A 24,434-nucleotide genomic window follows, 5' to 3' on the forward strand; every position below is an offset into this window, starting at 1 on the left:
CGGCCGGCGGCGCTGCCACGTCCGAACGGACCGTTGCGCTGGCTCGGCGAGACCAACCACAATCCGGGCATCATCGCGTTTCTGCGACGCACCCGGCGGGCGCTGCCGGGCGATCCCGAGTTCGGTGATCCGTTGTCGACCTCGGGTGTGGGCGGACCGCGCGCCGCCGCCCGAGCCGCCGACCGCTTCCTGCAGCGCGATGCGGCCACCCGCGAGGTCAGCCTCGGAGCGCTGCAGGTCTGGCAAGCCCTGACCGAGCGGGTCTCCGGTAAGCCCGCGAACCGGGAGGCGACGCTGGTCTTCACCGATCTGGTGGGCTTCTCGTCCTGGTCGCTGACCGCCGGCGACGGCGCCACGCTGCAACTGCTGCGGCGGGTGTCCCAGGCGGTCGAACCCCCGCTGTTGGAAGCCGGCGGGCACATCGTCAAACGCATGGGCGACGGCATCATGGCGGTGTTCGCCGACCCGACGACGGCGCTTGGTGCCGCGATCACGGCCCGTGAGGCCGTCAAAACCGTTGAAGTGGATGGCTATACCCCGCGGATGCGGGTCGGCGTGCACACCGGAAACCCGCAGCGGATCGTCGGACTGGCTGGGCGTCGACGTCAACATCGCCGCGCGCGTGATGGAGCGCGCCACCAGGGGCGAGCTGGTGGTCTCGCAAACCACGTTGGAGCGGATCTCCGAAGAGGACTTCGAATCGCTCGGCATCGAGGCCAAACGCCTGCGCAAGCAGGTGCTGTTGGCCAAACAGGAGGGTGTACCGGCCGATCTCGACATGTACCGGGTGAGAAAGCGCCGTCGGCGGGTCGCCGATGGGAACGCAGACGGCGATACGCCCGGGAGCTAGCGGTTCCGGCGTCGCCTATGATCGCCGGGTGGCTGATCAGCCCGTAGACCTGTCCCAAGACGCGCTGACCAAGGTCGTCGGCGCGTCCCGGCGCGCCTTCGCACAGGCCGCCGACCTCGACGCGCTGTCGCGCGCCAAGACCGAGCACCTCGGTGACCGCTCGCCGATTGCGCTGGCCCGGCAGTCGCTGGGCGCGCTGCCCAAGACCGACCGCGCCGACGCGGGCAAGCGGGTCAACGTGGCCCGCGGTGAGGTGCAGCAGGCCTACGACGAACGGCTCGCGGTGCTACGCGCCGAACGCGACGCGGCGGTGCTGGTCGCCGAGCGCATCGACGTCACGCTGCCGTCCACCCGGCAGCAGATCGGCGCCCGTCACCCGATTACGATCCTGGCCGAGCACGTCGCCGACGCCTTCGTCGCAATGGGCTGGGAACTGGCGGAGGGTCCGGAGGTCGAAACCGAGCAGTTCAACTTCGACGCGCTGAACTTCCCGCCGGACCATCCGGCCCGCAGCGAACAGGACACCTTCTATATCGCACCCGAAGGGTCGCGTCAGGTGCTGCGCACCCACACCTCGCCGGTGCAGATCCGCGCGCTGCTGGAGCGTGACCTGCCGGTCTACATCATCTCGATCGGCCGCACGTTCCGCACCGACGAACTCGACGCCACCCACACCCCGGTGTTCCACCAGGTCGAGGGGCTCGCGGTCGACAAGGGCCTGACCATGGCGCACCTGCGCGGCACGTTAGACGCGTTCGCCCGCTCGCAGTTCGGCCCCGCGGGGCGGACCCGGTTCCGGCCGCACTTCTTTCCGTTCACCGAGCCGTCCGCCGAGGTCGACATCTGGTTCGAGGACAAGAAAGGCGGCCCCGACTGGGTGGAGTGGGGCGGCTGCGGCATGGTCAACCCGAATGTGTTGCGCGCTTGCGGCATCGACCCCGACGTCTACTCCGGGTTCGCCTTCGGCATGGGGTTGGAGCGAACCTTGCAGTTCCGCAACGGAATTCCGGATATGCGCGACATGGTCGAAGGTGACATCCGGTTCTCGCTGCCGTTCGGGGTAGGGGCCTGATGCGGCTGCCGTACAGCTGGCTGCGCGACGTCGTCCAGGCCGGCGCCCCGGGCTGGGACGTCGGTCCCGACGAGCTCGAGCAGGCCCTGATCCGCATCGGCCACGAGGTCGAAGAGGTCATCCCGGTCGGCCCGGTCAGCGGCCCACTGAGCATCGGGCGCGTCGCCGAGATCGAGGAACTCACCGAGTTCAAGAAACCGATCCGCGCCGTGAAGGTCGACGTCGGCGAAGCTGCAACGCGCGATATCGTCTGCGGCGCAACGAACTTCGCGGTCGGCGATCTGGTCGTGGTGGCACTGCCGGGCGCCACACTGCCGGGCGACTTCACGATCGGCAGCCGAAAGACCTACGGGCGCACCAGCGACGGCATGATCTGCTCGGCCGCCGAACTGCGCCTCGGCGCCGATCACACCGGCATCATCGTGCTGCCCGCGGGCACCGCCGAACCGGGCGCACCTGCCGCCGCCGTGCTCGGCCTCGACGACGTCGTGTTCCACCTGGCCGTCACCCCCGACCGCGGCTACTGCCTGTCGGTGCGGGGGCTGGCCCGCGAGATCGCCAACGCCTACGACCTCGACTTCGTCGACCCCGCCGACGTGCCCGCGCTGCCCGCCGACGGTGAGGCGCTGCCCGTCACCGTGCAGCAGGGCACCGGCGTCCTGCGGTTCGGCCTGCGTCCGGTCACCGGCATCGACCCGGCCGCCGTGTCACCGTGGTGGCTGCAGCGCCGACTGCTGCTGTCGGGGATCCGCGCCATCTCACCGGCCGTCGACGTCACCAACTACGTGATGCTCGAACTCGGCCATCCGATGCACGCCCATGACTGCAGCCTGATCACCGGCGGCTTCGCGGTGCGCTTCGCCGAACCGGGGGAGACGGTCGTCACGCTCGACGATGTCGAACGCAAACTCGATCCCGGTGACGTGCTGATCGTCGATGACGTCGCCACCGCCGCCATCGGCGGTGTGATGGGCGCCGGCACCACCGAGGTCCGCGACAGCACCACCGACGTGCTGCTGGAGGCCGCGGTGTGGGACCCGGCGGCGGTGTCGCGCACGCAGCGGCGCCTGCACCTGCACAGCGAGGCCGGCCGCCGCTACGAGCGCACCGTGGATCCGGCGATCTCGGTGGCCGCGCTGGACCGCTGCGCCACGCTACTCGCCGAACTCACCGGCGGCGCCGCACAACCCACGCTGACCGACTGGCGCGGTGACCCGCCCCGCGACAACTGGTCGCCGCCGCCGGTGCGCATGGCCGTTGACCTTCCCGACCGCACCGCGGGCATCGCGTACCCGCCCGGCACCACCGAGAAGCGGCTCACCCAGATCGGCGCCGACGTCGTAGCCGCCGATGGACAGCTCACCGCGGTCCCGCCGAGCTGGCGGCCCGATCTGCGTCAGCCGGCCGATCTGGTCGAAGAGGTGCTGCGGCTGGAGGGGCTGGAGCAAATTCCGTCGGTGCTGCCGCTGGCGCCCGCCGGGCGTGGTCTGACCGCCCTGCAGAAGCGCCGCCGGGCCATCGGAAAAGCGTTGGCGTTCAATGGCTACGTCGAGGTGCTCCCGACGCCATTCCTGGCGGCCGCAGTGTTCGACCAGTGGGGCCTGCCCGCCGACGATCCGCGACGCTCGACCACCAGGGTGCTCAACCCGCTGGAGGCCGACCGTCCGCACCTGGCGACCACGCTGCTGCCGGGGCTGCTGGAGGCGTTGAACCGCAACGTGTCGCGCGGCGCGGGCGATGTGTCGCTGTTTGCGATCGCGCAGGTCGTGGAGCCCACCGCGCAGGCCCGCCCGGTCGAGCGGATCGCGACCGACCGACGCCCCACCGACGACGAGATCACCGCGCTGGACGCGTCGCTGCCACGGCAGCCGCAACACGTCGCGGCGGTGCTGACCGGGCTGCGCGAACCCGTGGGGCCGTGGGGACCCGGCCGGTCCGCCGAAGCCAGCGACGCCTTCGAGGCCGTGCGGCTCATCGGCCGGGTGACCGGGGTCGACCTCGTGCTGCGGCCCGCGCAGCACCTGCCATGGCACCCCGGGCGGTGCGCCGAAGTGCTCGTCGGCGATATCGTCGTCGGCCACGCCGGGGAACTGCACCCCGCGGTGCTCGAGCGCTCGGGGCTGCCCAAGCGCACCTGCGCCGTCGAACTGGACCTCGACGCGGTGCCGATCGTCGAGAGACGACCCGCGCCGGCGGTGTCCCCGTTCCCGGCGGTGTTCCAGGACGTCAGCCTCGTGGTCGACGCCGACGTCGCGGCCCAGAGCGTGGTCGAGGCCGTGCGCGAGGGTGCGGGTCCGCTGGTCGAGGACGTGCGCCTGTTCGACGTCTACGCCGGGCCGCAGATCGGGGAGGGCCGCAAGTCGTTGACCTTGGCGCTGCGGTTCCGCGCCCCCGACCGCACGCTCACCGAAGACGAGGCCAGCGCCGCGCGCGAAGCGGCGGTGCAGGCCGCAGCCGCCCGCGTCGGCGCCGTGCAGCGGGGGTAACCTGGCCCCCGTATTACCGTGAGCAGCCGCGCGTATTACCGCGAGCAGACAGAGAATGTTGTTCCCGAGGCGGCTTTCGCACGCTTCTGTGTCTGCTGGCCGATGATGAATTTGCATACCTATGCATAACCATGCAGAATTGCCGGTATGGTTTCTGTGGCTGTGGCCGGTGCCAGCGGATACGCCGGCGGAGAGATTCTGCGACTCCTATTGGGGCACCCCGCCTACGCCGACGGACGGCTGCGCATCGGCGCGCTGACCGCCGCGGCCAGCGCGGGCACCTCGCTGGCCGAACACCACCCCAACCTGTTACCGCTGGCCAACCGGGTGCTGGAGGCCACCGACGCCGACGCGTTGAGCGGCCACGACGTGGTCTTTCTCGCGCTGCCGCACGGGCACTCCGCGGCGCTGGCCGACCAATTCGGCCCCGATGTGGTGATCGTGGACTGCGGCGCCGACTTCCGGCTCACCGACTCCGACACATGGGAGCGGTTCTACGGTTGCGCGCACGCGGGCAGCTGGCCCTACGGGCTCCCAGAGTTGCCCGGCGCGCGGGAGCGGTTGCACGGCGCCAAACGCATCGCCGTGCCGGGCTGCTATCCGACCGCCGCGCTGCTCGCGCTGTGGCCGGCGATCGCCGAGGACCTCATCGAGCCCGCGATCACCGTCGTCTCCGTCAGCGGCACCTCCGGAGCGGGCCGGGCCGCGAAAACCGACCTGCTGGGCTCTGAGGTGATCGGCTCGGCGCGGGCCTACAACGTCGGCGGCAAGCACCGCCACACCCCCGAGATCATCCAGGGGCTCAAGTGCGTCACCGACAAGGACGTGACCGTATCGTTCACCCCGGTGCTGATTCCGGCCTCGCGCGGGATCCTGGCCACCTGCACCGCGCGCACCAGCGCACCTCTTTCGCAGATCCGGGCGGCCTACGAAAAGGCTTACGACGGTGAGCCGTTCGTCCACCTGCTGCCCGAAGGGCAACTGCCCAAGACCGGTTCGGTGCTGGGCAGCAACGCTACGCAGCTGGGCATCGCGATCGACGAGGACGCCCAGACGTTCATCGGTATCGCGGCGATCGACAACCTGGTCAAGGGCACCGGCGGGGCAGCCGTGCAGTCGATGAACCTCGCGTTGGGCTGGCCGGAGACCGAAGGGCTTTCGGTCGTAGGATTCGCGCCGTGACCGGCACCTCGACACCCAGCCGGCTCGTACGCACCCAGGGCGTCACCGCTCCCGCGGGTTTCCGTGCGACGGGAATCGCCGCCGGCATCAAGGCATCCGGCGCCCTCGACCTGGCGTTGGTGTTCAACGAGGGTCCCGACTACGCGGCCGCCGGGGTGTTCACCAGCAACCAGGTCAAAGCCGCGCCGGTGCAGTGGTCACAGCAAGTGCTCACCACCGGCCGGCTGCGGGCGGTGATCCTCAACTCCGGTGGCGCCAACGCCTGCACCGGACCGCAGGGGTTTCAGGACGCCCACGCCACCGCCGAAGCCGTCGCGGCCGCGCTGTCGGACTGGGGCACCGAGACCGGCGCGATCGAGGTCGCGGTCTGCTCCACCGGGCTGATCGGCGACCGGCTGCCGATGGACAAGGTGTTACCCGGAGTCACCGAGGTGGTCCACGAGATGGCCGGCGGGCTCACCGGCGGCGAAGAAGCTGCACGGGCCATCATGACCACCGACACCGTGCCCAAACAGGTGGCGCTGCATCACCCCGCCAACTGGACGGTCGGCGGTATGGCCAAGGGCGCGGGCATGATCGCGCCGTCGCTGGCGACGATGTTGTGCGTGCTCACCACCGACGCCGTCGCGGACGCGCCCGCACTCGACGCGGCGTTGCGCAAGGCCGCCGCCCAAACGTTTGACCGGCTCGACATCGACGGCAGCGCTTCGACCAACGACACGCTGCTGCTTTTGGCCTCCGGCGCCAGCGCGATCACCCCGAGCCAAAGCGAACTCGACGACGCGGTGCTGCGGGTGTGCGACGACCTGTGCCAACAACTCCAGGCCGACGCTGAAGGCGTGACCAAGCGCATCAGGATCACCGTGATGGGTGCGGCGTCGGAGGCTGATGCGCTGACCGTCGCGCGCATCGTCGCCCGCGACAGCCTGGTCAAGACCGCGCTGTTTGGTTCGGACCCGAATTGGGGCCGCGTGCTCGCTGCCGTCGGCATGGCGCCGTTTCTCCTCCAACCCGATCGGATCACGGTGTCGTTCAACGGCTTCCCGGTGTGCGCGAACATCACCGGGTTACCCGGCGCGCGCGACGTCGACCTGTCCGGTGAGGAAGTCGACGTCACCGTCGACCTCGGCGTCGGTGCAGCGCAGGCCACTGTGCGCACCACCGACCTGTCGCACGCGTACGTCGAAGAGAACTCGGCGTACAGCTCATGAGCATCGAAACCCCGCTCAAAGCAAAGGTCTTGGCAGGCGCGCTGCCGTGGCTCAAGCAGATCCACGGTAAGATCGTCGTGGTCAAGTACGGCGGCAATGCCATGACCGACGACGTGCTGAAGGCGGCGTTCGCCGCCGACATGGTTTTCCTGCGCAACTGCGGCATCTACCCCGTTGTGGTGCACGGCGGCGGACCGCAGATCACCGCGATGCTCAATCGGCTTGGTATCGAAGGTGATTTCCGCGGCGGCTTCCGGGTGACCACACCCGAGGTGCTCGACGTCGTGCGGATGGTGTTGTTCGGCCAGGTCGGCCGAGAGCTCGTCAACCTCATCAACGCGCACGGCCCGTACGCGGTCGGTCTCACCGGTGAGGACGCCCAACTGTTCACCGCCGTGCGGCGCAACGTCACCGTCAACGGCGTCGCCACCGACATCGGGCTGGTCGGTGACGTCGAGCGCGTCGACGCCGACGCGCTGCGCGACCTGATCACCGCGGGCCGGATTCCGGTGGTGTCCACGATCGCGCCCGACAGCGACGGCGTGGTGTACAACATCAACGCCGACACCGCCGCCGCGGCGCTCGCCGAGGCGCTGGGCGCCGAAAAGCTCGTCGTGCTCACCGACATCGAAGGCCTCTACGCCCGTTGGCCCGACCGGGATTCACTGGTCAGCCAGATCGACGTCGCCACGCTCGCCGAACTGATGCCGACGCTCGAGGCGGGCATGGTGCCCAAGATCGAAGCCTGCATGCGCGCCGTGTCGGGCGGTGTGCCCAGCGCGCACGTCATCGACGGCCGCGTCGAACACTGCGTGTTGGTGGAACTGTTCACCGACGAGGGGACCGGGACCAAGGTGATTCCAGCGTGACGCTACTGGACAGATGGCAGACGGTGATGATGAACAACTACGGCACTCCGCCGCTCGCGTTGGTCAGCGGTGACGGCGCGGTGGTGACCGACGCCGACGGCAGATCGTATGTGGATCTGCTCGGCGGGATCGCGGTCAACATCCTCGGGCACCGCCACCCCGCGGTGATCGAAGCGGTCACCCGCCAGCTCAACACGCTGGGCCACACGTCGAACCTGTACGCCACCGAACCCGGCGTCGCGCTGGCCGAGGTTCTGGTGGGCCTGTTGGGCGCCGGACCGGCGAAGGTGTTCTTCTGCAATTCGGGCACCGAGGCCAACGAGGTCGCGTTCAAGCTCACCCGGCTCACCGGACGCACCAAAATCGTTGCCGCCGAAGGCGCTTTCCACGGCCGCACGATGGGTTCGCTGGCATTGACCGGTCAGCCGTCCAAACAGGCCCCGTTCGCGCCACTACCCGGCGACGTGACACACGTGCCGTTCGGCGATGTCGACGCGTTGACCCGTGTCGTCGATCACGACACTGCGGCGGTGTTCCTCGAGCCGATCATGGGGGAGGGCGGCGTGGTGGTGCCGCCGGCCGGCTACCTGGCGGCCGCCCGTGAGATCACCGTTAAACACGGGGCGTTGCTGGTACTCGACGAGGTACAGACCGGAATGGGCCGCACCGGAACGTTTTTCGCCCATCAGCACGACGGCATCGTGCCCGACGTGGTGACGCTGGCCAAGGGCCTCGGCGGTGGGCTGCCGATCGGGGCGTGCATCGCGGTGGGCGCCACCGCCGACCTGATGACCCCGGGCCTGCACGGCAGCACGTTCGGGGGCAACCCGGTGTGCACCGCGGCCGCAGTGGCGGTGCTGCGGGTGCTGGCCGACGAGGACCTGCCCGGTCGCGCCGACGTGCTCGGCAAGACCATCACCTCGGGCGTCGAGGATTTGGAGCATCCGTTGGTCGACCATGTGCGCGGACGCGGCCTGTTATTGGGCGTGGTGCTCACCTCGGCGGCGGCCAAGGCCGTCGAGGCTGCCGCCCGCGACTCCGGGTTCCTGGTCAACGCCGCCGCGCCGGATGTGGTGCGGCTGGCTCCGCCGCTGGTCATCACCGACGAGCAGGTCGGCGCGTTCATCAGCGCGCTGCCCGCGGTGCTCGACACCGCCGCGAAAGCCGCGTCATGACACGGCATTTCCTGCGCGACGACGACCTGATGCCCGAGGAGCAGGCGCAGGTGCTCGCCTTGGCGGCCGAGCTGAAAAAGGACCCGGTGAAACTGCGCCCGCTGGACGGGCCCCGCGGGGTGGCGGTCATCTTCGACAAGAATTCCACCCGCACCCGGTTCTCCTTCGAGATGGGCATCGCCCAACTCGGCGGGCACGCCGTCGTGGTCGACGGGCGCAACACCCAGCTCGGCCGCGACGAGACGCTGCAGGACACCGGCCGGGTGTTGTCGCGCTACGTCGACGCGATCGTGTGGCGGACCTTCGAGCAGGAGCGGCTGACCGCGATGGCCGAGGGCGCGACCGTGCCCGTGGTCAACGCGCTCTCCGATGAGTTCCACCCGTGCCAGGTGCTCGCCGACCTGCAGACCCTGGGCGAGCGCAAGGGCTCGCTGGCCGGGCTGCGGCTGTCCTATTTCGGTGACGGCGCCAACAACATGGCCCACTCGCTGATGCTGGGCGGGGTGACCGCCGGGGTGCACGTCACGATCGCCGCGCCCAGCGGGTTCGCGCCGCACCCGGAATTCGTTGCGGCCGCCGAGAAACGCGGGGCGCAGACGGGCGCGACGGTGACGCTGACCGACGACGCGCGCCGCGCCGCCGACGGCGTCGACGTGCTGGTCACCGACACCTGGACGTCGATGGGGCAGGAGGACGACGGGCTGGACCGCGTCGGGCCGTTTCAGCCGTTCCAGCTCAACACCGAACTGCTCACGCTGGCCGACCGCGAAGCCGTTGTGCTGCACTGCCTTCCGGCGCACCGCGGCCATGAGATCACCGACGAGGTGATCGACGGACCGCAGAGCGCGGTGTGGGCCGAGGCGGAGAACCGGCTGCACGCCCAGAAGGCGCTGCTGGTGTGGTTGCTGGAACAGGACCGCGGATGACCTCGGCGGCCACCCGGGCCGGCAGGCAGGCCCGCATCATCGCGATCCTGTCGTCGCAATCGGTGCACAGTCAGACCGAACTCGCCGCGATGCTGGCCGACGAGGGGATCGAGGTGACGCAGGCGACGCTGTCGCGCGACCTCGAGGAACTCGGCGCAGTGAAGTTGCGCGGCGCCCACGGCGGCGTCGGGGTGTACGTCGTGCCCGAGGACGGCAGCCCGGTGCGCGGCGTTTCCGGTGGCACCGAACGACTCTCACGCCTGCTGGTCGAACTTCTGGTGTCAACTGACGCCAGCGCGAACCTCGCGATCCTGCGTACGCCGCCCGGTGCGGCGCACTACCTCGCCAGCGCGATGGACCGCGCCGCGCTGCCGTACGTGGTCGGCACCGTCGCCGGGGATGACACCATCCTGGTGGTCGCGCGCGAGCCCATGACGGGGGCGCAGCTGGCGACGAAGCTTGAAAGCATCCAACAAGGAGGAGATTAGGTATGCCACAACCGGGGTCCGAGCGCGTCATCCTGGCGTATTCCGGCGGTCTGGACACCTCGGTGGCGATCAGCTGGATCGGCAAGGAGACCGGCCGTGAGGTGGTCGCCGTGGCGATCGATCTCGGTCAGGGCGGCGAAGATATGGAGGTGGTCCGGCGGCGGGCGCTGGACTGTGGTGCGGTCGAGGCGGTCGTCGTCGACGCCCGAGACGAATTCGCCGAGCAGTACTGCCTACCCGCCATCCAGTCGAACGCGCTCTACATGGACCGCTATCCGCTGGTGTCGGCGCTGAGCCGGCCGCTGATCGTCAAGCACCTGGTGGCCGCGGCGCGTGAGCACGGCGGCGGCACCGTCGCCCACGGCTGCACCGGAAAAGGCAACGACCAGGTGCGGTTCGAGGTCGGGTTCGCCTCGCTGGCACCGGATCTGCAGGTGCTCGCGCCCGTCCGCGACTACGCGTGGACGCGGGAGAAGGCCATCGCGTTCGCCGAGGAGAACGCGATCCCGATCAACGTCACCAAGCGGTCGCCGTTCTCCATCGACCAGAACGTGTGGGGGCGCGCCGTGGAGACCGGGTTCCTCGAGCATTTGTGGAACGCGCCCACCAAGGACGTCTTCGAGTACACCGAGGACCCGACCGTCAACTGGAGCACCCCCGACGAGGTGATCGTGGGGTTCGAGCGTGGGGTGCCGGTGTCGATCGACGGCCGGCCGGTGACGGTGCTGCAGGCCATCGAGGAACTTAACCGCCGCGCCGGCGAGCAGGGCGTCGGCAGGCTCGACGTCGTTGAGGACCGGCTGGTCGGCATCAAGAGCCGCGAGATCTACGAGGCGCCAGGGGCGATGGTGCTGATCACCGCGCATGCCGAGCTCGAACACGTGACGCTGGAACGCGAACTCGGCCGGTTCAAGCGCGGCACCGACCGCAAGTGGGGCGAGCTGGTGTACGACGGGCTGTGGTTCTCGCCGCTGAAGACCGCGCTGGAGGCGTTCGTCGAGCACACCCAGCAGCGAGTCACCGGTGAGATCCGGATGGTGTTGCACGGCGGGCACATCGCGGTCAACGGCCGCCGCAGCCCCGAGTCGCTGTACGACTTCAACCTCGCCACCTATGACGAGGGCGACACGTTCGACCAGTCGGCGGCCCGCGGTTTCGTGCAGATCCACGGCCTCTCGTCGAGCATCGCCGCCCGCCGGGACCTGGACCTATGACGCTCAAAGGGACATCTCGGCGGGAAATTGCGATTAGAAACCGCCAAGACGTCCATCTGGACGCGGTGACGGGAGGCCGATGAGCACCAACGAGGGCTCGCTGTGGGGCGGCCGGTTCACCGACGGCCCCTCGGACGCGCTGGCCGCGCTGAGCAAGTCCACACATTTCGACTGGGTGCTGGCCCCGTACGACATCCAGGCCTCCAAAGCCCACGCGCAGGTGCTGTTTTCCGCCGGCCTGCTGACCGGCGAGCAGCGCGACGGGCTGCTCGCCGGCTTGGACCAGCTGGCCTCCGACGTCGCCGACGGCGGCTTCGGGCCGCTGCCCACCGACGAGGACGTGCACGGTGCGCTGGAGCGCGGCCTGATCGACCGCATCGGTCCCGAACTGGGAGGCCGGCTGCGGGCGGGCCGATCGCGAAACGACCAGGTGGCGACGCTGTTTCGGATGTGGCTGCGCGACGCCGTGCGGCGCGTCGCCGACGGTGCGCTCGCCGTCGTCGACGCGCTGGCCGCCCAGGCCGCGGCCCATCCGAGTGCGATCATGCCCGGGAAGACTCACCTGCAGTCGGCTCAACCCGTCCTGCTGGCCCACCACCTGCTCGCCCACGCGCATCCGCTGCTGCGCGACGTCGACCGGCTCGCCGATTTCGACAAACGAACCGCGGTGTCCCCGTACGGATCCGGGGCCCTGGCGGGTTCGTCGCTTGGCCTGGACCCCGACGCCGTCGCGGCCGAACTCGGCTTCGATGCGGCCGCCGACAACTCGATCGACGCGACCGCCTCACGCGACTTCGCCGCGGAGGCGGCGTTCGTGCTCGCCATGATCGCCGTCGACCTGTCGCGCCTCGCCGAGGACATCATCCTCTGGAGCACCACCGAATTCGGCTATGTCACGCTGCACGACGGCTGGTCCACTGGCAGCTCGATCATGCCGCAGAAGAAGAACCCCGACATCGCCGAGTTGGCGCGGGGCAAATCGGGCCGGCTGATCGGCAACCTCACCGGTCTGCTCGCTACGCTGAAAGCCCAACCGCTGGCCTACAACCGGGATCTGCAGGAGGACAAGGAGCCGGTCATCGACTCGGTGGCACAGCTGGAGCTGCTGTTGCCCGCGATGGCCGGGCTGGTGGCCACCCTAACTTTCGACACCGACCGGATGGCCGAACTCGCCCCGCTCGGATACACATTGGCCACCGATGTCGCGGAATGGCTTGTACGCAAGGGCGTTCCGTTCCGGGTGGCACATGAAGCCGCCGGGGCTGCGGTGCGGGCGGCGGAGACGCGCGAGGTCGGTCTGGAAGACCTCGACGACCACGAGCTCGCCGCCATCCATCCGGCGCTGACGCCGCAGGTCCGCGAGGTACTCACCATCGACGGCTCGGTGAACTCACGCGACGCCCGCGGCGGAACCGCACCGAGCCAGGTGGCCAAACAGCTCGACGTCGTGGCGGAAACCACCGAGCGGCTGCGACTACGCTTGCAGAGATGACCGAGCGGATCACCTTCGAGTCCGGCGGCGAAACCTGCATCGGTTACCTCTACGGTGATCACGCCGACGAGCGACCCTGCGTCGTGATGTGCCAGGGGTTCGGCGGAACCCAGGACACCCCCGCTTTCACAGAGAACGCCAAAGGCTTCGCCGCGGCCGGCTATCGCGTGCTGACCTTCGACTACCGCAACTTCGGCGAAAGCACTGGCGCACCAAGGCAATTGGTCGACATCGACGGCCAGCTCGACGACATCCGCGCCGCGATCAACCATGCCCGCGGCGTCCCGGGCGTCGACGCCGACCGGATCGTGCTCTGGGGCACCTCGCTGGGCGGCGCTCACGTGGTGGTGGCTGCGTCGCGCGATCCGCGTATCGCGGCGGTGATCGCGCAGATCCCCTTCAACGGCACGGCACGAAAGGTGGAGGGCCGCTCGACGGCGGCGACCCTGCGCCTGCTCTGGGCCATGACGGTCGATGCGGCGCGCGGCATGCTGGGTTTGTCACCGGCCTACATCAAGGCGGTCGCCGGTCACGGGGAACTGGCCGCGATGTCCAGCGCAGCGGCGCAGGAGACCGTCGCCGGCATGGCCAGCGACACCTGGCGCAACGAGGTGGCACCGCGGGCGTTGTTCGGGTTGATGCGCTATCGGCCGGCCGACGCGGCGCCTGAGGTGCGCGTCCCGGTGTTGGTGTGCGCCGCGGAACGCGACAAGGAGGTTCCGCTGGCGCTGGTCGCCCAACTTGCCGACGCGCTACCGCGCGGTGTGCTGCGGACCTACCCCTGCCCGCACTTCGAGTTCTACCGCGACGACGTCCGCGAGCAGGTCCTTGCCGACCAGCTCGCGTTTCTGTCGCGCGTGTTCGACGACTAGTAACTAGTCGTCGTCGTTGCAGATACTGACCTCGAGCCGGCCGTCGTCGACTTCGACCTCGAGGTCGAGTTCCTCAGGGCCTCGCCGGAACGCGATCTCGACCTCTTCGGGTTCCTGGTCGTCGACGCGGTGCGTCCAGCCGTCCGCCGGGGTGACCGTGCCCAGGGTCAGCCGGCCGTCGGCGAAGGTGACGACGGCCGAGCCCGCGTCGAACACCTGGTAGCGCCCGTCGGGGGCGGGATCGATGCGCACGCATTGATCGCGCGCCGGTCGAGCGGGGGCGGCCACCCCGGTCTGGGGTGCCTGCTGTTCGGCGGTCGGAGCGCTGGGCGACGTTGTGACGGCCGGGGCCGGTTCGGTGACGGTCACCGTGGACTGGGCCTCGTCGGAGGAACCGCATGCCGGCAGGAGCAGAACAGCTCCCGCGAGGACCGTGGCGCCTATCGATCTGCTGTTCATGGCGCCACCCTACGTGGCGGGGTCACTCGTCGGCAGCGGCCAGCCAGGCCTCTTCCAGCGAATGTTTCCGCTTCAACAGCTCCTGCAGTTCGGCGTTGAGTTCGCCGAGCTGCACATGGTCGGCGGCGGCCTCGGCCATGGCCAGGTGCAGTCGTTCGATGCGGGCCTCGAGTTTCTCCAGCTGACCCTCGATGCGGGCCATCTCCTTGCCCGTCCGGCGTTGGCGCGCTGCCTCGGACTCACCGCGCGCCGGCTCCGCACGTCCTGCTGAGGCGTTCGGCGCGGCGGCCCGGTCGGCCAGGTACTGCTCGATGCCGCCTGGCAACAGATCGCACCGGCCCCCGCCGGTCAACGCGTAGGTGACGTCGCTGACGCGTTCGAGGAAGTACCGGTCGTGGGTGACGACGATCAACGTGCCGGGCCAGCCGTCGAGGTAGTCCTCGATGACGGTCAGCGTGTCGATGTCGAGATCGTTGGTCGGCTCGTCGAGCAGCAGCACGTTCGGCTCGTCGAGCAGGAGCCGCAGGAACTGCAGCCGGCGTCTTTCCCCGCCGGACAGCTCGCCGACCCGCGCGGTGAGCTTGTCGCCGGTGAACCCGAAGTCGCGCAGCAACGTGTCGGCGCTGATTTCTCGACCGCCGGCCAATTCGGCGACCCGGCGGCGGTTTTCGACCGCGTCGAGCACCCGCTCGCCGTCGTTCACCTCGGCCAGCGCCTGGCTCAGATAGCCGATCTGCAGCGTCGCGCCGCGCTTGATGGTGCCCGCGGTCGGCTCCAAATAGCCGGCCAGCAGACGCAATACCGACGTCTTGCCGGTGCCGTTGACGCCGACCAGCCCGATGCGTGCGCCCGGTCCGATGGACCAGTCGACCCGGTCCAGAATCACGTGCGGGCCGACCTCGAGCCGCACCCGGTGCAGGTCGAAAACGTCCTTGCCCAGCCGGGTGGTGGCGAAGCGTTGCAGCACAAGCGAATCGCGCGGCGGCGGCTCGTTGGCGATCAACTCGTTGGCCGCCTGGACGCGGAACTTGGGCTTCGACGTCCGCGCCGGCGGGCCACGCCGCAGCCAGGCCAGTTCCTTGCGCATCAGGTTCTGCCGCCGCGCCTCCACCCCGGCCGCCAGGCGCATCCGCTCGGCACGGGCCAGCACGTAGGCGGCGTAGCCACCGTCGTAGCCATCGACGACGCCGTCGTGCACCTCCCAGGTTCTGGTGCACACCGCGTCGAGAAACCACCGGTCGTGGCTGACCACCACCAGCGCCTGGGCGCGGCGCGCATTGAGATGTCGGGCCAGCCACTCGATCACCTCCACGTCGAGGTGGTTGGTCGGCTCGTCGAGCACCAGCACGTCGTGCCCGGCGATCAACACCTCGGCCAGCGCGACGCGGCGCCGCTCGCCGCCGGACAGCCGCGCGACCTCGCTGTCCAGCGGGACGCCGGACAACAGGTGGGTGACGACGTCGCGGGTGTGCGGATCGGCCGCCCAGACGTGGTCGGGGCGCCCGCCGACCTCCGCCATCCCGTCGCTGCGCTCGCCCAGGACGACGTCGCGGACGGTGGTCCCGATGAAGTCGTCGGCCTGGCGCAGATAACCCACCGAGAGGCCCGACGTGTGCGTGACGCGCCCCGAGTCGGGCGGCCGCGCCGACGTCAGCACCTGCAGCAACGTGGTCTTGCCGTCGCCGTTGCGGCCGACGACGCCGATCGCGTCGCCTTCGTCGATGCCCAGGCTGACCCCGTCGAGCAGGGTGCGGGTGCCGTAGCTGACGGTGGCGCGCTCGACGTTGATCAGATTCGGCATCAGCCGCGATGATATGTCGACCCCATGCCATGATGACCACGGCGATTATCGGGGCAACGGGGCTAGCGAGCAGCTGAAGGGGAGTGGGGCGTGGTGGACCTGTCCGCGATAACCAAGCCGGTCGGCCGGCTGGTGGCCACCGCGCAAAACGGCCTGGAAGTGCTGCGCTACGGCGGTTTGGAGACGGGGTCGGTGCCGTCGCCATTCCAGATCATCCAGAGCGTCCCGATGTACCGGCTGCGACGCTATTTTCCGCCGGACGCCCGGCCCGGAGCAAAGCCGCCAGGAGCGCCGGTGCTGATGGTGCACCCGATGATGATGTCGGCCGACATGTGGGACGTCACCCGCGACGACGGTGCCGTCGGCATCCTGCACCGGGCGGGCCTGGACCCGTGGGTGATCGACTTCGGCTCCCCGGACAAGGTCGAAGGCGGCATGGACCGCAACCTGGCCGACCACATCGTCGCGCTCAGCGAGGCCATCGACACCGTCAAGGAGGTCACCGGCCGCGACATCCATCTGGCCGGCTACTCCCAGGGCGGCATGTTCGCCTACCAGACCGCGGCCTACCGCCGGTCCAAGGACCTTGCGAGCATCATCGCGTTCGGCTCACCGGTCGACACCCTTGCCGCTCTTCCGATGAACCTGCCGCCGAGCCTGGCCCCGGCGGCCGCGGACTTCATGGCCGACCATGTGTTCAGCCGCATCGACATCCCGGGCTGGCTGGCGCGCACCGGCTTTCAGATGCTCGACCCCCTCAAGACCGCGCAGTCGCGGCTGGACTTCTTGCGCCAGCTGCACGACCGCGAAGCGTTACTGCCCCGCGAACAACAGCGCCGCTTCCTGGCTTCCGAAGGCTGGATCGCCTGGTCGGGGCCCGCGATCGCCGAACTGCTCAAACAGTTCATCGCGCACAACCGGATGATGAGCGGCGGCTTCTCCATCCACGGTGACCTGGTCACGCTCTCCGACATCGACTGCCCGGTGCTTGCTGTCGTCGGCGAGGTCGACGACATCGGCCAACCCGCATCCGTGCGCGGCATCAAACGCGCCGCCCCGAAAGCTGACGTCTACGAATTCCTCATCCGGGCAGGGCATTTCGGCCTGGTAGTGGGATCCAAAGCAGCCAGCCAGACATGGCCGACCGTCGCACAGTGGGTCAGGTGGCTCGAGGGCACCGGTGAGTTGCCCGACGATGTGGCGCCGATGGCGCTGCAGCCGGAGACGCCCTCCAGTGGGGTTTCGCTCAGCTCCCGGGTGGCGCACAGCACCGCGGCAGCCACCGAAATGATCTTCGGGATGGCGCAGACGGCCGCCGACGCGCTCGTCGCGGCCAACAAGTCCGCTCGCACGCTGGCCATCGAAACCGCGCGCACACTGCCCCGGCTGGCCCGACTCGGCCAGATCAACGACCACACCCGAATCTCCTTCGGCCGGATCATGTCCGAGCAGGCCCGTAACCTGCCCAACGGGGAAGCCCTGCTGTTCGACGGCCGGGTACACACCTACGAGGCGGTGGATCGCCGCATCAACAACGTGGTGCGCGGTCTGATCGACGTCGGAGTGCGTCAAGGCGCGCGGGTCGGGGTGCTGATGGAGACCCGCCCCAGCGCCCTGGTCGCGATCGCTGCACTGTCGCGGCTGGGCGCGGTCGCGGTGCTGATGCCGCCCGACGCAGACCTGCGCACCGCAGCCCGGTTGGGCGCGGTGTCGGAGATCATCGCCGACCCGAGCAGCCTGGACGCCGCCCGGCAACTGAACATGCGGGTGCTGGTGCTCGGCGGTGGCGAGGCGCGGGACCTGAACGTGCCCGGCGACGCCGATGTCATCGACATGGAGAAGATCGATCCCGACGCGGTCGACCTGCCCGGCTGGTACCGGCCGAACCCCGGGCTGGCCCGCGACCTTGCGTTCATCGGCTTCAGCGCGACCGACGGGGAACTGATCGCCCGCCAGATCACCAACTACCGGTGGGCGCTGTCGGCGTTCGGCACCGCCTCGGCCGCGAACCTCAGCCGCGGCGACACCGTCTACTGTCTGACCCCGCTGCACCACCAGTCCGGGCTGCTGGTCGCACTCGGTGGGGCCGTTGTCGGCGGATCGCGCATCGCGCTGTCGCGGGGTCTGCGCCCCGACCGCTTCGTCCAGGAGATCCGCCAGTACGGCGTGACCGTGGTGACCTACACGTGGGCGATGCTGCGCGACGTCATCGACGACCCGGCCTTCTCCCTGACGGGCAGCCATCCCGTGCGGTTGTTCATCGGCTCGGGTATGCCGACCGGGCTGTGGGAGCGTGTCGTCGACGTGTTCGCGCCAGCGCGGGTCGTGGAGTTCTTCGCCACCACAGACGGACAGGCGGTGCTGGCCAACGTCTCCGGCGCCAAGATCGGCAGCAAGGGCAGGCCGCTGCCCGGTGGCGGCGACATCGAGTTGGCGGCGTATGACGCCGAGGACAACCTGATCCTCGAAGACGAGCGCGGCTTCGTGCGCAGAGCCGAAACCGACGAGGTCGGTGTGCTGCTCGCCCGTCCTCGCGGCCCGATCGACCCGACGGCGTCGATCAAGCGAGGCGTCTTCGCGCCCGCCGACACGTGGGTTTCGACGGAGTTCTTGTTCCGCCGCGACGAGGACGGCGACTACTGGCAGGTCGACAACCGCGGCGCCCTCATCGACACCGCGCGCGGCATCGTCTACTCCTCGGTGGTCAACGACGCCGTCAGCCGGCTCGGCGCGGTGGACCTTGCGGTGACCTACGGTGTGCCGGTCGACGGGGGACAGTTGGCCGTCACGGCGCTGCAACTGCGTCCCGGCGGCAGTATCCCGTCGGCGGATCTGTCCGAGGCGCTCTCGGATCTGGTGCTTGGAAATGCGCCCGACATCGTGCACGTGGTCAACAAGATGACGCTGTCGGCGTCGTACCGGCCCCTGGTCAGCCCGTTGCGCGAACAAGGCGTCCCCAAAGCGGCGCGTAACGCCTGGTACCTGGATTTCGATACCCATCGGTACAAGCGATTGACCGTCGCGGTGCGCGCGGAGATCGCCGGTGGGCAGTAGCGACGGAAGTGCCGGACTGCAGGTGCGCTGTTAGGCTCCCGCTTGGCGGCACCCGTCGCCGGGTCGGGCAATCGCGGCACCGCACTGGAGGTTTGATGACATCGCAGGCCGGTTCCAACCGCGACCTCTGGCGTCGCCTCGTGGTCACGCCGATGGCCGCCGGCGCGATGGTCGCGGGCATGTTGTCGGCTGCGGCGACAGCGGGTGCCCAGCCGACTGAGCCGACGACCGAACCGACCGCCACCGAGACGCCGACAGCGGCGGCCGAAGGTGCGCCGCGCTCATGTACCGGGGACGACTGCAGTCGCGGGGAACCGGAACCGGAGAAGGTGTCAGCCGATCGGGTGCTCATGCAGATCTATACCGAGTACGCGCAGGGTGACGGCGGCGGGCAGGTGTCCAAGCTCATCGACGACGCGGTGAAGCTGCGCAGGCAAGGTTTCCGCCCGTCCAATTTGAACGCCCAGGCGCTCGCCGATGCGCTCGAGTACCGGCCAAACCAGACACCGCTGGTGGAGGCGCTGAAGAACACAATCGCCTATCAGCGCAAGCTGCAAGCCCAGGCTGCCCTGACCGCCTCGCAACAGGGGCCCGTGGCTGGTCCGGTGCCCGTCATTCCCGGCACGACCATGCCGGTCGGTTAGCGTCGTGGCACTCGACGAAAGGCTGCTCGTTATCCTGGTCTGCCCCCAGGACCGCGGGTCACTGCTGTTGGTGGGGGACGAGTTTCTGTACAACCCGCGGCTTCGGCGCGCGTACCGCATCGACGATGGCATCCCGGTGCTGCTGATCGACGAGGCCGTCGCCATCGACGACGACGCCGAACACCAACGCATGCTGGACCGGGCCTCAGGCGAGGCCGGGTAGCTCGCCGGTGAGGTAGCGCTGCAGGGTGGGCGCGACGGTGTCGACGATCTGCTCCACCGGCAACGACTTGAACGGCTCCAACTCGAGGATGTAGCGGGCCATCACCACGCCCACCAGCTGGCTGGCCACGAACTGCACACGGATCCGGCCGCTGCCGGGCGGGTTGTCAACGCGTGAACCGACCTCCGCCACGATGACTTCCTGCAGAAACGACCGGAACAGGCTGACATCACCACCGGCCAGCGTGGAGCGCAACGTGGCGATAAACCCCTTGCCCGCCTCCGAATCCCACAGCGGCAGAACGAGTGACGGCAGTATGCGCCCAATCTGTTCGACGGGCACCTGGCGAAGCGGGCCGATCACCTCCATCGGATCGATCGGGGTCTGGATAGCAGCGCCGAAGAGTTGGGTTTTGGTGCCGAAATAATGGTGTACGAGCGCGGGGTCCACCTTGGCTTCGGTGGCGATCGCGCGGATGGATGTGTTGTCGAAGCCGTTGCGGGCGAACAGGTCTCGGGCGCACCTGAGGATCCGTTCCCGGGTGTCCGACGGGCCGGGTGGCCGGCCGGGACGCTTGCGCTCGGCGTCTGTGCTTTCTGTTCTTCGCGCAAGCGGTTCATCGCTGGTCAACTCAGGGCGTCCGTCGTCGCAGGGTCGCCGCCGCCAGGCACAGTGCCACGACCGCGCAGCCGCTGACGATGACGATGTCGCGCAGCGCGACACCGCTCAGTTCCGGGTGCACGCCGACCTCCCGCAGGGCCTCCAGCGCATAGCTGGCGGGCATCACGTTGCTGATCCATTGCAGCCACTCCGGCATTGTGCCCCGTGGCACGATGATGCCGGCAAGCAGCAGCTGCGGCACCATCACCAACGGGATGAACTGCACGGCCTGGAATTCGGTGCGCGCGAACGCGCTACAGAGCAGGCCGAGCCCGACGCCGAGGATGGCGTTGACGATCGCGATCACGAACACCCAGGCCGGGCTGCCTGCGGTTTCGAAGCCGAGCAGCCAGAAGGCGACGGCGCAGGCCAGGCTGGCCTGGATGGCCGCAGCGATCGAGAACGCGGTGCCGTACGCGCCGAGCAGGTCCAGCCGGCGCAGCGGCGTGGTGAGGATGCGTTCCAGCGTTCCCGAGGCGCGTTCGCGCTGCATGGTGATCGAGGTGATCACGAACATCACGAACAGGGGGAACAGGCCGAGCAGGATCAGGCAGGCGTTGTTGAAGCCCGACGTCGCGCCCGGTGCGGTCGGGACGTTTTCGAACATGAAGTACATCAGCGTGATGATCACGATCGGCACCAGCAGGATCATCGCGACGCTGCGGTGATCGCCGGCCAGCTGCCGCAGAATCCGCGTGGTGGTGGCCAGGTAGGCCTGCGGGTTCAGCCGGCCGCGGGGCTCGCGGCTGCGGTGCTGTGCGTGATGACGGACAGAAACGCTTGCTCCAGTGACTGACATCCCGTGTCCTCTCGTAGCTTGGTCGGTGTGGTGTGCGCCAGGAAGCGCCCGTCGCGCATCAGCAGCAGGTCGCCGCAGTGGTCGGCCTCGTCCATCACGTGGCTCGACACCAGCAGCGTCGTGCCGCGATCCGCGAGCTGGCGGAACTGCTCCCAGAGGTCGGCCCGCAGGACCGGGTCAAGCCCGACAGTGGGTTCGTCGAGTACGAGCAGATCGGGGCGCGAGACCAGCGCGCAGGCCAGCGATGCCCGGGCGCGCTGACCACCGGACAGGTTGGCGCACAAGGCGGTTCGATAATCGTCGAGGCCAACTGCTGCGACGGCTTCGTCGGCCGCCTCCGAACCGGTGCCGTACAGCGAGGCGAAGTAGTGAGCGTTGTCGATAACGCGCAGGTCGTCGTAGATCGTGGCGTGCTGCGTGACGTAGCCGACGTGGTGGCGCAGTTCGGCCGAGCCGGCTGGACGGCCGAGCACCCTGACCGTTCCGCCCGCGATGATCTGGGTGCCGACGACGCAGCGCATCAAGGTGGTCTTACCGCAGCCCGACGGTCCCAGCAGGCCGGTGATCGTGCCACGGGGGATGGCGACCGTGATGTCGTCGAGGGCGACGCGCTTGCCGCGGATGACTCGCAGCCCGCGGATGTCGATGGCCGGTTCGGCGGTGCGCGGGATCGGGAATTCATCAGACAATGAAGTCATCATGTGGTGAATATCCTCCCCACCCGGCGCGGTGTCAAGGGTGGCAGGGAGAATCCCTCGGATGAGCGCCGAGCTGTTGTCCACCGATCCGCTCACCGCGGCTCGCCGGTTACTCGGGGCGACGCTGATCACACGGGAAACCAGCGCGATGATCGTGGAGGTCGAGGCTTATGGTGGCCCCGCCGACGGCCCGTGGCCGGACCCCGCTGCGCATTCGTTTCGCGGGCCGGGTCCACGCAACTGGGTGATGTTCGGACCCGCCGGGCGGCTCTACACCTATCGCAGTCATGGCGTCCATGTGTGCGCCAACGTGGCGTGCGCCACCGACGGTGTGGCGGGCGCGGTGCTACTGCGGGCGGCCGCGATCGAGTCCGGTCTCGAGGTGGCGCAGATCCGGCGCGGCGAGTCGGTGCGGCCCGCCGCGTTGGCCCGCGGACCCGGCAACCTGTGTTCGGCGATGGGAATCATCCTGGACGACAACGGGCTTGACCTGTTCGACCCGAACAGCTCTGTCCAGTTGCAGTTCGGTGAAGAGCATCCTGTAGCCGAAGGGCCGCGGGTCGGAGTGAGCAAAGCCGCCGACCGGCCGTGGCGTCTTTGGCTGGCGGGTCGGCCAGAGGTATCGCTGTATCGGCGCAGCCCGCGGGCACCGGCTCCCGGCCTAAGCGATTAGTACGAGAAGATCGAAGCTGTGACTTCTGCGGGTACGTCCATTCTCGACGAGCTCGAGTGGCGGGGGCTGGTTGCCCAATCGACCGATCGTGAGGCGCTGGCGGCGGAGCTGGCCAAAGGGCCCATCACCGTCTATTCGGGGTTCGACCCGACCGCGCCGAGCCTGCACGCAGGACATCTCATTCCGTTGTTGACGCTGCGGCGCTTTCAGCAGGCGGGTCATCGGCCGATCGTGTTGGCCGGCGGCGCCACCGGCATGATTGGTGACCCCCGCGACACCGGTGAACGCACGTTGCACACCGCAGCCACGGTCGCCGAGTGGGCCGAACGCATCCGCGGCCAACTCGAGCGGTTCGTCGAGTTCGACGATTCGGCGAGCGGTGCGGTGGTGGAGAACAACCTGTCGTGGACGGAGCCCCTGTCGGCGATCGAGTTCCTGCGCGACATCGGCAAGCACTTCTCGGTCAACGTCATGCTCGACCGCGACACGGTCCGGCGCCGCCTGGACGGTGAAGGCATCTCCTACACCGAATTCAGCTACATGCTGCTGCAGGCCAACGACTACGTCGAGCTGCATCACCGGTACGGATGCGCGCTGCAGATCGGCGGGTCCGACCAGTGGGGCAACATCATCGCCGGGGTGCGGTTGGTCCGCCAGAAGGACGGTGCGACGGTGCACGCGTTGACGACGCCGTTGGTCACCGACTCCGAGGGCAAGAAATTCGGCAAGTCGACCGGCGGCGGCAGCCTGTGGTTGGACCCGGCGATGACAAGCCCATACGCCTGGTACCAGTACTTCATCAACACCGCCGACGCCGACGTAGTCCGCTATCTGCGCTGGTTCACGTTCCTGACATCCGAAGATCTGGCCGAGATGGAGCAGATAACGGCCGAACGTCCGCACGAACGGGCCGCGCAGCGTCGGTTGGCGCGCGAACTCACCACGTTGGTGCACGGCGAAGCGGCCACCCGCTCGGTCGAGCTCGCCAGCCAGGCGCTGTTCGGCCGCGCGGATCTGGCGGACCTGGACGAGCCGACGCTCGCGGGGGCGTTACGAGAAGCGTCGGTCGCGGCGTTGGAGCCGGGCGGGTCCGACACCATCACCGACCTATTGGTGGCCAGCGGCCTGGCGCCGAGCAAGGGCGCGGCGCGGCGCACCGTCGCCGAGGGCGGCGCCTACGTCAACAACGCCCGCATCGACAGCGAGAACTGGGCGCCGCAGCCGTCGGACTTCCTGCACGGCCGATGGTTGGTGCTGCGTCGGGGCAAGCGGAATTTCGCCGGCATCGAACGCGTTGGATGAGGTGTCGGGCTCTGCGCGGGAATAAGTTCCGCGCCGTTGTCGTTGGGCTTGATGCGTGAGTCGACGCATCGACGATGCGCACGGTAGGTGACGAGCGAAAGACACGCCCTATCAGGCCATTTGACTCCACGTATTCCCTCACGTAACTTGTTGATTCGTCGCTGCGACACGGGCCTGGCCCGAAGAGCGCGGCGGATCCCAGAGGGAATCCCCACTTCGGTGGGTTCCTGAGTGTCCGCACTACGAGTACGCGGCTTTTAGCCGTGGACTTACTGCGCGGTCAC

At 68.9% G+C, this 24,434-nt stretch carries 21 protein-coding genes and 1 pseudogene; 17 read left to right on the plus strand and 5 right to left on the minus strand.

All coding sequences use genetic code 11. From position 1 onward, the window contains the following. Positions 1-12 precede the first annotated feature (12 nt). From ABQE44_RS16760 to ABQE44_RS16815, 12 genes and pseudogenes are all read left to right on the plus strand, one after another. Positions 13-850 (plus strand): annotated as a pseudogene (locus tag ABQE44_RS16760) (adenylate/guanylate cyclase domain-containing protein). A 28-nt stretch (positions 851-878) separates the two neighbouring features. Continuing rightward, positions 879-1,922 (plus strand): phenylalanine--tRNA ligase subunit alpha, encoded by a 1,044-nt coding sequence (gene pheS, locus ABQE44_RS16765; RefSeq protein ID WP_448394472.1) that lies wholly within the window; start codon positions 879-881, stop codon positions 1,920-1,922. Then, positions 1,922-4,408 (plus strand): phenylalanine--tRNA ligase subunit beta, encoded by a 2,487-nt coding sequence (gene pheT / locus ABQE44_RS16770; protein ID WP_448394473.1) that lies wholly within the window; start codon positions 1,922-1,924, stop codon positions 4,406-4,408. The genes pheS and pheT overlap by 1 nt, the downstream gene beginning before the upstream one ends. A gap of 147 nt (positions 4,409-4,555) precedes the next feature. Next, positions 4,556-5,590, plus strand: coding sequence for an N-acetyl-gamma-glutamyl-phosphate reductase (argC, locus tag ABQE44_RS16775; RefSeq protein ID WP_448394474.1), 1,035 nt, complete (start codon positions 4,556-4,558; stop codon positions 5,588-5,590). Beyond that, the gene (gene argJ / locus ABQE44_RS16780) at positions 5,587-6,801 is read left to right on the plus strand and encodes a bifunctional glutamate N-acetyltransferase/amino-acid acetyltransferase ArgJ (RefSeq protein ID WP_448430917.1); all 1,215 of its coding nucleotides are present in this window, start codon (positions 5,587-5,589) and stop codon (positions 6,799-6,801) included. The genes argC and argJ overlap by 4 nt, the downstream gene beginning before the upstream one ends. Continuing rightward, complete coding sequence (gene argB, locus ABQE44_RS16785; RefSeq protein WP_448394476.1) at positions 6,798-7,670, plus strand: acetylglutamate kinase; 873 nt, start codon at positions 6,798-6,800, stop codon at positions 7,668-7,670. Before argJ ends, argB begins: the two co-directional genes overlap by 4 nt. Beyond that, positions 7,667-8,845, plus strand: coding sequence for an acetylornithine transaminase (locus tag ABQE44_RS16790; RefSeq protein ID WP_448394477.1), 1,179 nt, complete (start codon positions 7,667-7,669; stop codon positions 8,843-8,845). The genes argB and ABQE44_RS16790 overlap by 4 nt, the downstream gene beginning before the upstream one ends. Then, positions 8,842-9,771, plus strand: a complete 930-nt coding sequence (gene argF / locus ABQE44_RS16795; protein WP_448394478.1) for an ornithine carbamoyltransferase — start codon at positions 8,842-8,844, stop codon at positions 9,769-9,771. Before ABQE44_RS16790 ends, argF begins: the two co-directional genes overlap by 4 nt. Next, positions 9,768-10,259 carry an arginine repressor gene (locus ABQE44_RS16800; RefSeq protein ID WP_448394479.1) on the plus strand — a complete coding sequence of 164 codons (492 nt, stop codon included), beginning with the start codon at positions 9,768-9,770 and terminating at the stop codon, positions 10,257-10,259. The genes argF and ABQE44_RS16800 overlap by 4 nt, the downstream gene beginning before the upstream one ends. A gap of 2 nt (positions 10,260-10,261) precedes the next feature. Next, the gene (locus ABQE44_RS16805) at positions 10,262-11,473 is read left to right on the plus strand and encodes an argininosuccinate synthase (RefSeq protein ID WP_448394480.1); all 1,212 of its coding nucleotides are present in this window, start codon (positions 10,262-10,264) and stop codon (positions 11,471-11,473) included. Positions 11,474-11,552: 79 nt separating this feature from the next. Next, positions 11,553-12,965: an argininosuccinate lyase gene (gene argH / locus ABQE44_RS16810; RefSeq protein WP_448430919.1), complete on the plus strand. Its 1,413-nt coding sequence runs from the start codon at positions 11,553-11,555 to the stop codon at positions 12,963-12,965. Continuing rightward, the gene (locus ABQE44_RS16815) at positions 12,962-13,837 is read left to right on the plus strand and encodes an alpha/beta hydrolase (protein WP_448430921.1); all 876 of its coding nucleotides are present in this window, start codon (positions 12,962-12,964) and stop codon (positions 13,835-13,837) included. Before argH ends, ABQE44_RS16815 begins: the two co-directional genes overlap by 4 nt. Positions 13,838-13,840: 3 nt before the next feature. Here ABQE44_RS16815 and ABQE44_RS16820 read toward each other — a convergent pair whose 3' ends face one another. Both ABQE44_RS16820 and ABQE44_RS16825 read right to left on the minus strand, forming a co-directional pair. After that, entirely contained in the window at positions 13,841-14,296 is a 456-nt protein-coding gene (locus ABQE44_RS16820; protein ID WP_448394483.1) for an FAD-binding oxidoreductase/lyase, read from the minus strand. Between the two features lie 22 nt (positions 14,297-14,318). After that, positions 14,319-16,097 (minus strand): ABC-F family ATP-binding cassette domain-containing protein, encoded by a 1,779-nt coding sequence (locus tag ABQE44_RS16825; RefSeq protein WP_448394484.1) that lies wholly within the window; start codon positions 16,095-16,097, stop codon positions 14,319-14,321. 93 nt (positions 16,098-16,190) lie between these two features. Here ABQE44_RS16825 and ABQE44_RS16830 point away from each other — a divergent pair, with 93 nt between their 5' ends. The 3 genes from ABQE44_RS16830 (at position 16,191) to ABQE44_RS16840 (ending at position 20,018) form a co-directional block, all read left to right on the plus strand. Continuing rightward, positions 16,191-19,151 carry an acyl-CoA synthetase gene (locus ABQE44_RS16830; RefSeq protein WP_448430940.1) on the plus strand — a complete coding sequence of 987 codons (2,961 nt, stop codon included), beginning with the start codon at positions 16,191-16,193 and terminating at the stop codon, positions 19,149-19,151. Positions 19,152-19,246: 95 nt separating this feature from the next. Next, complete coding sequence (locus ABQE44_RS16835; RefSeq protein WP_448394485.1) at positions 19,247-19,795, plus strand: hypothetical protein; 549 nt, start codon at positions 19,247-19,249, stop codon at positions 19,793-19,795. 4 nt (positions 19,796-19,799) lie between these two features. After that, positions 19,800-20,018 (plus strand): Trm112 family protein, encoded by a 219-nt coding sequence (locus ABQE44_RS16840; RefSeq protein WP_448430923.1) that lies wholly within the window; start codon positions 19,800-19,802, stop codon positions 20,016-20,018. On the opposite strand, the gene ABQE44_RS16845 is transcribed toward ABQE44_RS16840, so the two are convergent. Genes ABQE44_RS16845 through ABQE44_RS16855 form a run of 3 tightly spaced genes read right to left on the minus strand, consistent with a single transcriptional unit; the run spans position 20,001 to position 22,178 of the window. Beyond that, on the minus strand, positions 20,001-20,648 hold the full coding sequence (locus tag ABQE44_RS16845) for a TetR/AcrR family transcriptional regulator (protein ID WP_448430925.1): 648 nt from the start codon (positions 20,646-20,648) through the stop codon (positions 20,001-20,003). The genes ABQE44_RS16840 and ABQE44_RS16845 overlap by 18 nt on opposite strands. 1 nt (position 20,649) lies before the next feature. Then, a complete protein-coding gene (locus tag ABQE44_RS16850) occupies positions 20,650-21,477 on the minus strand; it encodes an ABC transporter permease (RefSeq protein WP_448394488.1) in 828 nt (275 codons plus the stop codon). Further along, positions 21,402-22,178 (minus strand): ABC transporter ATP-binding protein, encoded by a 777-nt coding sequence (locus tag ABQE44_RS16855; protein WP_448430927.1) that lies wholly within the window; start codon positions 22,176-22,178, stop codon positions 21,402-21,404. Before ABQE44_RS16855 ends, ABQE44_RS16850 begins: the two co-directional genes overlap by 76 nt. 58 nt (positions 22,179-22,236) lie before the next feature. Here ABQE44_RS16855 and ABQE44_RS16860 point away from each other — a divergent pair, with 58 nt between their 5' ends. Then, complete coding sequence (locus ABQE44_RS16860) at positions 22,237-22,848, plus strand: DNA-3-methyladenine glycosylase (RefSeq protein WP_448430929.1); 612 nt, start codon at positions 22,237-22,239, stop codon at positions 22,846-22,848. A gap of 18 nt (positions 22,849-22,866) precedes the next feature. Next, entirely contained in the window at positions 22,867-24,150 is a 1,284-nt protein-coding gene (gene tyrS, locus ABQE44_RS16865) for a tyrosine--tRNA ligase (RefSeq protein WP_448430931.1), read from the plus strand. Positions 24,151-24,434: the final 284 nt, after the last annotated feature.

The organism is Mycolicibacterium sp. XJ2546 (assembly GCF_053483195.1).